The 9,683-nt window shown below is 41.2% G+C and carries 10 protein-coding genes; 9 read left to right on the plus strand and 1 reads right to left on the minus strand.

What is annotated here, in order from left to right; all coding sequences use genetic code 11:
- The first annotated feature begins 27 nt into the window (after positions 1 to 27).
- From purK to purD, 8 genes are read left to right on the plus strand one after another with little or no spacing between them, the layout of a single operon-like run.
- A complete protein-coding gene (purK, locus tag V7659_RS03275) occupies positions 28 to 1,170 on the plus strand; it encodes a 5-(carboxyamino)imidazole ribonucleotide synthase (RefSeq protein WP_335538065.1) in 1,143 nt (380 codons plus the stop codon).
- Between the two features lie 49 nt (positions 1,171 to 1,219).
- Positions 1,220 to 1,939 (plus strand): phosphoribosylaminoimidazolesuccinocarboxamide synthase, encoded by a 720-nt coding sequence (purC, locus tag V7659_RS03280; RefSeq protein ID WP_335538066.1) that lies wholly within the window; start codon positions 1,220 to 1,222, stop codon positions 1,937 to 1,939.
- The gene (gene purS, locus V7659_RS03285; protein ID WP_335538067.1) at positions 1,932 to 2,186 is read left to right on the plus strand and encodes a phosphoribosylformylglycinamidine synthase subunit PurS; all 255 of its coding nucleotides are present in this window, start codon (positions 1,932 to 1,934) and stop codon (positions 2,184 to 2,186) included. Before purC ends, purS begins: the two co-directional genes overlap by 8 nt.
- Before the next feature lie 12 nt (positions 2,187 to 2,198).
- Entirely contained in the window at positions 2,199 to 2,882 is a 684-nt protein-coding gene (gene purQ / locus V7659_RS03290) for a phosphoribosylformylglycinamidine synthase subunit PurQ (protein WP_335538070.1), read from the plus strand.
- A complete protein-coding gene (gene purL, locus V7659_RS03295) occupies positions 2,869 to 5,157 on the plus strand; it encodes a phosphoribosylformylglycinamidine synthase subunit PurL (protein ID WP_335538071.1) in 2,289 nt (762 codons plus the stop codon). Before purQ ends, purL begins: the two co-directional genes overlap by 14 nt.
- A 14-nt stretch (positions 5,158 to 5,171) precedes the next feature.
- On the plus strand, positions 5,172 to 6,206 hold the full coding sequence (gene purM / locus V7659_RS03300; RefSeq protein WP_335538073.1) for a phosphoribosylformylglycinamidine cyclo-ligase: 1,035 nt from the start codon (positions 5,172 to 5,174) through the stop codon (positions 6,204 to 6,206).
- A 2-nt stretch (positions 6,207 to 6,208) separates the two neighbouring features.
- Positions 6,209 to 6,799 carry a phosphoribosylglycinamide formyltransferase gene (purN, locus tag V7659_RS03305; RefSeq protein WP_335538075.1) on the plus strand — a complete coding sequence of 197 codons (591 nt, stop codon included), beginning with the start codon at positions 6,209 to 6,211 and terminating at the stop codon, positions 6,797 to 6,799.
- Between the two features lie 30 nt (positions 6,800 to 6,829).
- The gene (purD, locus tag V7659_RS03310) at positions 6,830 to 8,092 is read left to right on the plus strand and encodes a phosphoribosylamine--glycine ligase (RefSeq protein WP_335538076.1); all 1,263 of its coding nucleotides are present in this window, start codon (positions 6,830 to 6,832) and stop codon (positions 8,090 to 8,092) included.
- A gap of 167 nt (positions 8,093 to 8,259) precedes the next feature.
- Here the strand turns inward: purD and V7659_RS03315 are convergent, their stop codons facing one another.
- On the minus strand, positions 8,260 to 9,162 hold the full coding sequence (locus V7659_RS03315) for a LysR family transcriptional regulator (RefSeq protein WP_335538077.1): 903 nt from the start codon (positions 9,160 to 9,162) through the stop codon (positions 8,260 to 8,262).
- Between the two features lie 128 nt (positions 9,163 to 9,290).
- Between V7659_RS03315 and V7659_RS03320 the strand changes: the two genes are divergently transcribed.
- A partial coding sequence (locus V7659_RS03320) for a hypothetical protein (protein ID WP_335538079.1) occupies positions 9,291 to 9,683 on the plus strand: 393 nt, incomplete at its 3' end.

Below are 9,683 nucleotides of genomic sequence, written 5' to 3' on the forward strand. Positions count from 1 at the left end.
AAAAAAGGATGAAGGAGGAAAAATGTTTTGACCGTCATTAAACCCTGCTCAACGATTGGTATTTTAGGAGGAGGCCAGTTAGGAAGAATGATTTCAATTGCTGGTAGAAACATGGGATATCGCTTCATTACTTTGGATCCGACACCTAACTCACCATGTGGACAAGTGGCAGATCTGCAAATCACAGCTCCCTATTCTGAGCTCAAAGCTGTTAGAAATCTAGCCGATTCCTCAGATGTTATTACTTATGAATTTGAAAATGTAGATTCTACTATAACCTCCATTTTAGAAACTACATCATTTGTACCTCAAGGAAGCGAACTTCTCAAAATAACCCAAAATCGCATCCTAGAAAAATCCACCTTAAAGTCCTTCCATGTGCCAGTAGCTCCTTTCTTGGTCATACAATCGGAAAATAACATTGAAACGGCTATAGATCATTTCGGATTGCCTTACATAATGAAAACAGCTACAGGGGGCTATGATGGGAAAGGGCAATGGGTTATAAAAAGCAGGGATGACATTACAATTGCAATTGAGGCTTGGAAAAAGGCAGGGATGGATATGATCATCGAACAATTTATCCCGTTCAGCAAAGAAATATCAGTTATTGTAGCCCGAAATATCCACGGTCAAACAAAGACCTTCCCAGTAGCCGAAAATGTTCATATTAATAATATCCTGCATCAGTCCTTCGTTCCCGCAAGAATTACCGATGAGCAAAGGATTCAAGCGGAAACTACAGCATTGAAAATAGCTGACTGCTTACAAATAGTAGGATTAATTGCGATCGAAATGTTCCTTACGAATGAGGGTGAAATTATCGTAAATGAGTTAGCACCAAGACCTCATAATTCCGGGCATTATTCAATGGATGCATGTATTACTTCTCAATTTGAACAGCATATTCGGGCAATATGTGGCCTGCCCTTAGGGGATACTACTCTTTTAAGTCCGATTATCATGGTTAATATTTTAGGTCAGCATTTAAGTAAGGTGCTAGATAAAATAGAACAGCTTCCACCAACAGCCAAACTACATTTATATGGCAAAAAGGAAAGCGTAGAAAATAGGAAAATGGGTCACATTAATTTTTTAGGCGCAACTCTCGAGCAAATCGACAAGCAAATTAAGGATCTTGGAATTTGGTCATATGGGAACGTGGATTAGAGTCGTCCTGCTAAAAATCATAACCAACGAGTGAAAAGAGTGAAAAATAATGGAAAAATTAGAACAGCTTTATGAAGGAAAAGCGAAAAAAGTGTTTAAAACATCAGAACCAGGAAAGTATTGGATTGAATATAAAGATGATGCCACTGCCTTCAATGGCGAGAAAAAGGGGCAAATTTCAGGGAAAGGAACTCTAAATAATGAAATTAGTGCCATTTTTCTAAGTTTGTTAAAAGAAAAAGGCGTGGTAAACCATTTTATTAAAAGAATCTCATCCAGAGAGCAGATTGTTCAGGAAGTAGAGATTATCCCAATTGAGGTTGTTGTTCGAAATATAGCAGCGGGCTCACTTGCAAAAAGGCTGGGATGGAAGGAAGGAAAGGAACTCCCAGGACCCATTGTGGAATTTTACTATAAGAATGATGAATTGGGGGACCCTTTGATTAACAATGATCATATTGCCATTCTTGGACTCGCTTCAGAGCCAGAATTGGTTGAACTTCGAAAACAAGCCCTAAAAATCAATGAGATTTTAAAAGAGTATCTTTTAAACAAAGATATTATCTTAGTTGACTTTAAATTAGAGTTTGGAAAAACCCCAACTGGCACTATTATCTTAGCGGATGAAATTTCTCCAGATACGTGTCGATTTTGGGATGCCCTTACAGAGGAAAAGTTAGATAAAGATCGGTTTAGGCAGGATTTAGGGAACGTTGAGGAAGCCTATCAGGAAATACTGCGGAGAATTGGGGGTAATGTCAATGTTTAAAGCAAAAGTATATGTAACCTTAAGAGAAAGTGTACTAGATCCACAAGGAAATGCCGTTCATGAGTCGTTGCATTCTCTTGGATATGATGAAGTTGGAGATGTACGAATAGGGAAATACATGGAACTTGAAATTTATAGCGATGATCAAAATGCGGCAGAAGAACGAGTAACGGATATGTGCGAGAAGCTGTTGGTCAATACAGTGATTGAAGACTTTCGCTTTGATCTAACCAAGCAGAAAGGATAGGAGGGGAATAAGATGAACTTTGCTGTACTGGTTTTTCCTGGTTCAAATTGTGATGTAGACATGTATAAAGCAGTGTTAGATACGATTGAACAGTCTGTCGAATATGTATGGCATCTTGAAACGGACCTATCAAAATATGATGCAATTCTTGTTCCAGGGGGGTTTTCCTACGGGGATTATTTGCGTCCAGGGGCTGTTGCAAGCTTGTCTCCTGTCATGGAGCAGGTGAAAATAGCCGCTGAAGAAGGGAAATTGATTCTTGGTGTCTGTAATGGGTTTCAAATTCTAACAGAAGCTAATCTTTTACCAGGTGCATTACGAAGAAATCAACGTTTGAAATTTCATTGTGACTTCATTGATTTAATAGTAGAAAACAACCAAACTCCGTTCACATTAGACTATCAGGAAGGCGAAACGATACGTATTCCGATCGCACATGGCGATGGTAATTATTACTGTGATCAAGAGACTTTGGAGGAATTAGAAAAGAACAATCAAATCGTATTCAGGTATAAAGGGACGAATCCAAATGGGTCGATTTCTGAGATTGCAGGGGTCATCAATGAGAGAGGAAATGTTTTAGGATTAATGCCCCACCCGGAACGTGCGGTTCATAAATGGCTGGGAACAGATGACGGAAAACGTATGTTTTCATCTATTTTAAGTTACTGGAGGAAACAATATGGTACAGCATAAAGAACCAACTCCCGAGCAAATCGTCGAGCAGAAGGTCTATCGGGAAATGGGATTAACTGATGATGAATTTGATAAAGTAATTGAAATACTTGGGCGGAAACCCAATTATACGGAAACCGGCATATTTAGTGTCATGTGGTCCGAGCATTGCAGCTATAAAAATTCGAAGGTAGTTCTCAAACGTTTTCCGACTTCCGGCCCGCACGTCTTGCAAGGCCCTGGAGAAGGAGCAGGTATTGTTGATATCGGTGATAATCAAGCAGTGGTGTTTAAAATTGAAAGCCACAATCACCCTTCTGCCATTGAGCCTTATCAAGGTGCGGCAACAGGGGTTGGAGGCATTATTCGGGATGTGTTTTCAATGGGTGCCCGCCCGATCGCTTTATTGAATTCGCTGCGTTTTGGCGAACTTGATAACCCAAAAACGAAATATATCTTTGAAAATGTGGTCGCGGGAATTGCCGGATATGGTAACTGTATGGGTATTCCTACGGTTGGAGGAGAGATTTACTTTGATGCTTTTTATGAAGGAAATCCCCTTGTTAATGCCATGTGTGTGGGTTTGATTAACCATGATGAAATTCAAAAAGGTGTGGCTAAAGGGATCGATAACCCTGTCATTTATGTGGGGGCTGCTACCGGAAGAGATGGCATTCATGGCGCTACGTTCGCTTCAGAAGAGTTGAGTGAAAATTCCGAAGCGAAACGTCCAGCCGTCCAAGTGGGCGATCCTTTTATGGAAAAATTGCTGCTGGAAGCGACTCTTGAATTGATTGCCTCTGGTCATGTGGTTGGGATACAAGATATGGGGGCAGCAGGGTTAACCAGCTCCAGCTCTGAAATGGCCAGTAAAGCGGGAAATGGCGTAGAACTGGATCTTGATCTCGTTCCACAGCGCGAGAAAGGAATGAGTGCCTACGAAATGATGCTCTCCGAATCACAAGAAAGAATGCTGGTCGTTGCGAAAAAAGGAAAAGAAGGGGAAGTAAAGAAGATATTTGATAAATGGGGACTCCACTCTTCTGTGATTGGCAAAGTGACTGATGATAACCAACTCCGTTTACTTCACAAGGGAGAAATTGTTGCGGAAATACCCGCGGACAAGCTTGCAGAAGATGCGCCAGTGTATTGTAAGCCATCGAAAGAGGCGCCGTATTACGAACAATATTCATCATTAGACATAACTGCATCCATCGAAGAGCCAAAGGATTATAATTCTGTTCTGCAGCTGCTGCTAGCATCACCTACGATTGCCAGCAAAGAGTGGGTATATCAACAGTATGACTATATGGTTAGAACAAATACCGCTGTCATACCTGGATCGGATGCGGCTGTCGTTGCTATTCGTGGAACACGGAAAGCCCTGGCAATGACAACGGATTGCAACGGAAGGTATGTTTATCTTGATCCTTTTGTTGGAGGAGCTATCGCGGTAGCCGAAGCGGCCCGTAATGTCATTTGTTCCGGTGCGGAGCCTTTAGCTATTACCGATAACTTGAACTTTGGAAGTCCGGAAAAGCCGGAAATCTTCTGGCAGTTTGAAAAGGCTGCGGATGGAATTAGTGAAGCGTGCCGTCAACTCAATACTCCGGTTATTGGCGGAAATGTCAGCTTATTTAACGAGACAAAAGGAAAAGCTATTTTTCCAACACCAACCATTGGCATGGTAGGGTTAATTAAGGATATCGACCATATTACTACTCAAGAATTTAAAAAAGACGGAGATGTAATTTTTTTAATTGGGGAAACCAAAGCAGAAATAGGCGGGTCAGAATACCAAAAAATAATGACAGGAAAGATCGAAGGGCGTCCACCACAGTTAAACCTTGATTTGGAAAAGAAGATTCAAGCATTTACCCTTAAGGTGATTCAAGAAGGATTGGTGCAATCCGCTCATGATACGGCAGAAGGCGGATTAGCAGTTGCTCTTGCAGAAAGCTGTATAAGTGGGAAGCTGGGTGCAGAAATTCAATTAGCCGAAGAACTTCGAACGGACTTTAGCCTTTTTAGTGAATCTCAATCTCGAATCATTCTTTCCGTTTCTCCGGATCATGCCGAGAAGATAAAAGAAACTGCGCAACAGTTAGAGGTATCAATAAAAGAAATTGGTAAGGTAAAAGGTCAGGAACTTACAATTACACATAATGGAAAGATCGTGTTTTCTAATCCAATCACTAAATTGGATGAAACCTGGCGGAATGCCATTCCTAACATTATGCGTTCGGGAATATTAAAAAAGCTCAACATGCAGGAAATCTCTGCAAGTTTACCGTAAAGGAGAGAAACGAAGTGAGTGATGCTTACCGCCAAGCTGGAGTCAATATCGATGAGGGAAATGAAGCAGTTGAAAGAATGAAAAAACATGTAAAAAAAACATTCCGGCCAGAGGTTTTAACGGGACTAGGAGGCTTTGGGGCCATATTTAAACCAGATTTATCGAAGATGGAAGAACCTGTTTTTGTTTCTGGTACAGATGGAGTAGGGACCAAATTGAAAATTGCTTTTGCCATGAACAAAAATGATACCATTGGTATCGATGCTGTTGCCATGTGTGTGAATGACATCATCGTCCAAGGGGCCGAACCGCTTTTTTTCCTAGACTATTTAGCCTGCGATAAGATCATCCCGGAAAAAATTGAAGCCATTGTTAAAGGAATTGCAGATGGCTGTGTACAGGCTGGGTGTTCACTAATTGGCGGTGAAACTGCCGAGATGCCGGGAATGTACCAGGATGAGGAATATGATATTGCAGGCTTTACGGTTGGTATGGTTGATCAAAAACATGTCATTGATGGATCAAAAGTACAAGAAGGCCAGGCACTTATTGGGTTAGCTTCAAGTGGAGTACATAGCAACGGGTTTTCACTTGTCCGCAAGGTTCTATTGGAGGATGCTAAGCTCTCATTAGATGACTATGTGGATGAATTAGGGGCTGAATTGGGAGAAGTGTTGCTTGAACCAACTAAAATTTATGTGAAATCTGTGCTTGCAACGATTAAGAAATTTTCTGTCTCTGGTCTCGTCCATGTTACAGGCGGCGGCTTTTATGACAACATTCCACGAGTCCTTCCCAATGGATTACAGGCTGAAATTAAAGAGGGTTCATGGAAGATCCCTAAGATTTTTCCGTTTATTCAACAAGCAGGTCAAATTTCAGATTATGATATGTTCCGAACCTTTAATATGGGCATCGGTATGATTCTAGTCGTAGAATCTACAGACACCGCGGCCATTATTGAGCACCTGCAAACCTTGGGTGAGGATGCCTATGTTATAGGTACAGTGCAAAAGGGTACTGAGGACGTCGTTTTCAAGAAGGAGTAAGTATGAAGATTGCCGTTTTTGCTTCTGGTACGGGTTCTAATTTTGCTGCGATTTTAGAATCCATAAAATCAAAAAAATTCAATAACGTTGAAGTGGTTTTACTGGTTAGTGACCGTCCTGAAGCCCTGGCAGTCCAGAAAGCAGGGGATGAACGGATCCCGGTGTTTACTTTTATGGCTAAGGACTATCCAAACAAACAAGCCTATGAAGAAGAGATTCTTGAAAAGTTAACACAACTGGAGGTGGATTTTATCGTGCTGGCTGGATATATGAGACTGCTAGGTCATGTTTTACTCCAGGCTTACGATCGAAAAATAATTAATGTCCATCCGTCCTTATTACCAGCATTCGCAGGAAAAGATGCTATTGGTCAAGCGCTCGATTATGGGGTAAAGGTAACCGGGGTCACAGTCCATTTTGTAGATGAAGGAATGGATACAGGACCAATTATAGAGCAGCGAGCAGTTAGAATTGATTCGGAAGAGACAAGGGAAACATTGATAAAAAAGATTCAGGAGCTAGAGCACAAATTATTACCAGAAGTGATCCAAAGACTGGCGAATAAGGAGGCGGCATGGTGTTTACAGGAATAAGACATTTTAAACACTAGGAGGTAAGAAGAAATGAAGGTGTTAGTTGTAGGGGGAGGCGGCCGTGAGCATGCGATTGTTTGGAAACTGTCTCAAAGTCCTAAAGTTACTCAAATTTATTGTGCGCCTGGCAATCCTGGGATTGCAGAGTTAGCAGAATGTGTTTCAATCGATGTTTCAGAAATAGAGAAAATAGCCGATTTTGCTAAAAAGGAACAAATTGATCTTACTTTTGTTGGACCCGAAGAGCCTCTTTCATTAGGTATTGTCAATTATTTTAAAGAGCAGGGATTAGCGGTATATGGCCCTTCAAAGGAAGCGGCATTGATAGAGGGAAGTAAAGCGTTCGCTAAAGAATTAATGATGAAGTATCAGATTCCGACTGCTAAATATGCTTCTTTTACTACATATGATGAAGCACTCGCCTATGTCCGCAACGAAGGGGCACCAATCGTAATAAAAGCAGATGGCTTAGCTGCAGGAAAAGGTGTCGTTGTAGCAAAAACAATTGAAGAAGCTGAAGAAGCACTTCAAAGTATGATGAAAGAAATTTCCTTTGGCTCGGCGGGGGCGAGGGTGGTTGTGGAGGAGTTTTTGGAAGGAGAAGAATTAACCCTACTTGCTTTTGTGAATAGGACTACGGTAAAGGCTATGGTACCGGCACAGGACCATAAGCCGGTATATGATGGCGACAAGGGACCTAACACTGGTGGGATGGGAACGTATGCGCCGTTACCACATATTGATCCATCCATCGTTGAGCAGATTATTCATGAATTAGTCGAACCAACTGCAAAGGCTATGGTAGAGGAAGGCTGCCCATATGAGGGAATTCTCTATACAGGTTTGATGCTGACAAAATCAGGTCCAAAAGTCATTGAATATAATGCACGCTTTGGCGATCCAGAAACACAGGTAGTTCTGCCTCTGTTAGAGACGGATTTACTTGATATCTTGATAGCAAGTCTCTCAGGTGAATTAGAGAATGTTGAGGTGAAATGGAAAGACAAGTCAGCAGTTTGCGTCATCATGTCTTCAGCAGGTTATCCAGGTCCATACGAAAAAGGCCAGGTAATAGAAGGATTGGATCATGTAACTGATCCGGCTATTGTATTCCATGCTGGTACCACTTTAGAGGATGACGAAATGCTAACAAATGGCGGCCGAGTACTGGGAATCACTGCCATTGGCGATCATTTGAAGGAAGCGAGAGATTTGGTTTACTTATCCGTAGAAAAGGTATCTTTTAAAGGTGCTCATTACCGAACAGATATAGGATCTAAGGCATTTCGTTGATATTAATATCTGTTGTAAAGAGGTTCATCAAGGAAGATGAGCCAAAATAGGAAAGCCTGCATTTAGGCAGGCTTTTTGGATTTAAGAAAATACTTTCCTATCTGTATTTATAATGTCCATCCCATATGGACAACTGAACAAAAGTGTCTTTTAAAGGTGCCTGACACCTATTGAAACTGCTCTAATACACGGAAGAAATCAATTGCAAATTGGTAGAAGAGGTTTTCGGAAGGTGCCAGGTCTCTGTATTTTGGTGTGATGAGGCCGACTGTTCGTTTTACTTGAGGGGAACTTATCGGTATTTTTACGGTAAACCTTGGAATGGAGTCATAAACGGTGCTTTCTGGTAAGAGGCATACCCCAATGCCTGCTGAAACCAGTCCCTTTAACGCATCCAAATCCTCTCCCTCTGAGGTAATATTTGGTACAAAGCCTGCTTCTTTGCACGCCTCTATGGCTATTTTTTGAAGAACATATCCCTGCGGGAATGAAACGAAGGAATCGTTTCGTAACTCTTTAAGTTCTATCCTTTTTCGGTCGGCAAGTGCATGGTTGGAAGGGAGCAAAGCAGAGATGTTTTCTGTAAATAGTATCTTTGCCTCAATATCAGGATCCTTAGTTGGGACAGGCCCAATAAACGCTAGATCAATTTCACCATTCTTAACGGCATCGATTAAATATTGATAAGAGCCTTGCCTCAAATGGAAAACAACATTTGGTTGTTTTGTTCGAAAGGCGGAGATAACGGTTGGAAGCCAGTAGCTTGCTAGACTTGTTGGATAACCAATTTTGATGGTACCTGATTGAGGATCTAAATACTCATCCACTTTTTCTTTTGCCTCATCGATCAATTTTACCGCTTTTTTTATATGGCTTAAAAAGATCATTCCAATCTGCGTTAACTTAATGTTCCTTCCGGTTCGTTCAAATAAACGTACTCCAAGTTCATCTTCTAATTTAGCAATCTGAAAACTTACGGCCGACTGTGCGACATTGAGATTATCTGCCGCTTCGGTTACATGTTCGCGCTCAGCAACCTCCATAAAATACCGTAATTGACGTAGTTCCACCGTATACACTCCATTCATATAAAAATGAGATTGATTTAATCTGAATTATATATTGTTTATATGTATATTAAAACATAAAATTACTATCATACTGATTTATCGGAAAATTAAGAACGGGGGAGATAGTAATGACATTTCATCAACTACCAAAAGCACAAGGTCTCTACCGCCCAGAATATGAACATGATGCATGTGGAATTGGTTTGTATGCCCATATTAAAGGGATTGCATCTCACGAGATTGTAAAAAAAGGTCTCAGCATGCTTTGTAAACTAGATCACCGCGGCGGACAAGGAAGTGATCCATTAACAGGAGATGGAGCTGGACTCATGGTCCAGATTCCGGATGCGTTTTTCCGTAATACCCTTCAGAACGTCCAATTACCTGAAAAAGGGCGATACGGGGTAGGGATGCTTTTTTTCTCAAAAAATGATTTAGAAAGAGAAAAAATAGAGTCTTATATCAATAAAATGGTTGAAGAAGAAGGGCAGACGGTTCTTGGATGGAGGACTGTGCCTGTC

The sequence above is a fragment of the Neobacillus drentensis genome, assembly GCF_036966985.1.
GTDB classification, from domain to species: Bacteria; Bacillota; Bacilli; order Bacillales; family Cytobacillaceae; genus Neobacillus; species Neobacillus drentensis_E.

What these genes read in the sequence shown, in the direction of transcription:
- purC (WP_335538066.1), top strand. Translation starts at nt 1,220, where the DNA reads ATGGAAAAATTAGAACAGCTTTATGAAGGAAAAGCGAAAAAAGTGTTT.
- purS (WP_335538067.1), top strand. Translation starts at nt 1,932, where the DNA reads ATGTTTAAAGCAAAAGTATATGTAACCTTAAGAGAAAGTGTACTAGAT.
- purQ (WP_335538070.1), top strand. Translation starts at nt 2,199, where the DNA reads ATGAACTTTGCTGTACTGGTTTTTCCTGGTTCAAATTGTGATGTAGAC.
- purL (WP_335538071.1), top strand. Translation starts at nt 2,869, where the DNA reads ATGGTACAGCATAAAGAACCAACTCCCGAGCAAATCGTCGAGCAGAAG.
- purN (WP_335538075.1), top strand. Translation starts at nt 6,209, where the DNA reads ATGAAGATTGCCGTTTTTGCTTCTGGTACGGGTTCTAATTTTGCTGCG.
- purD (WP_335538076.1), top strand. Translation starts at nt 6,830, where the DNA reads ATGAAGGTGTTAGTTGTAGGGGGAGGCGGCCGTGAGCATGCGATTGTT.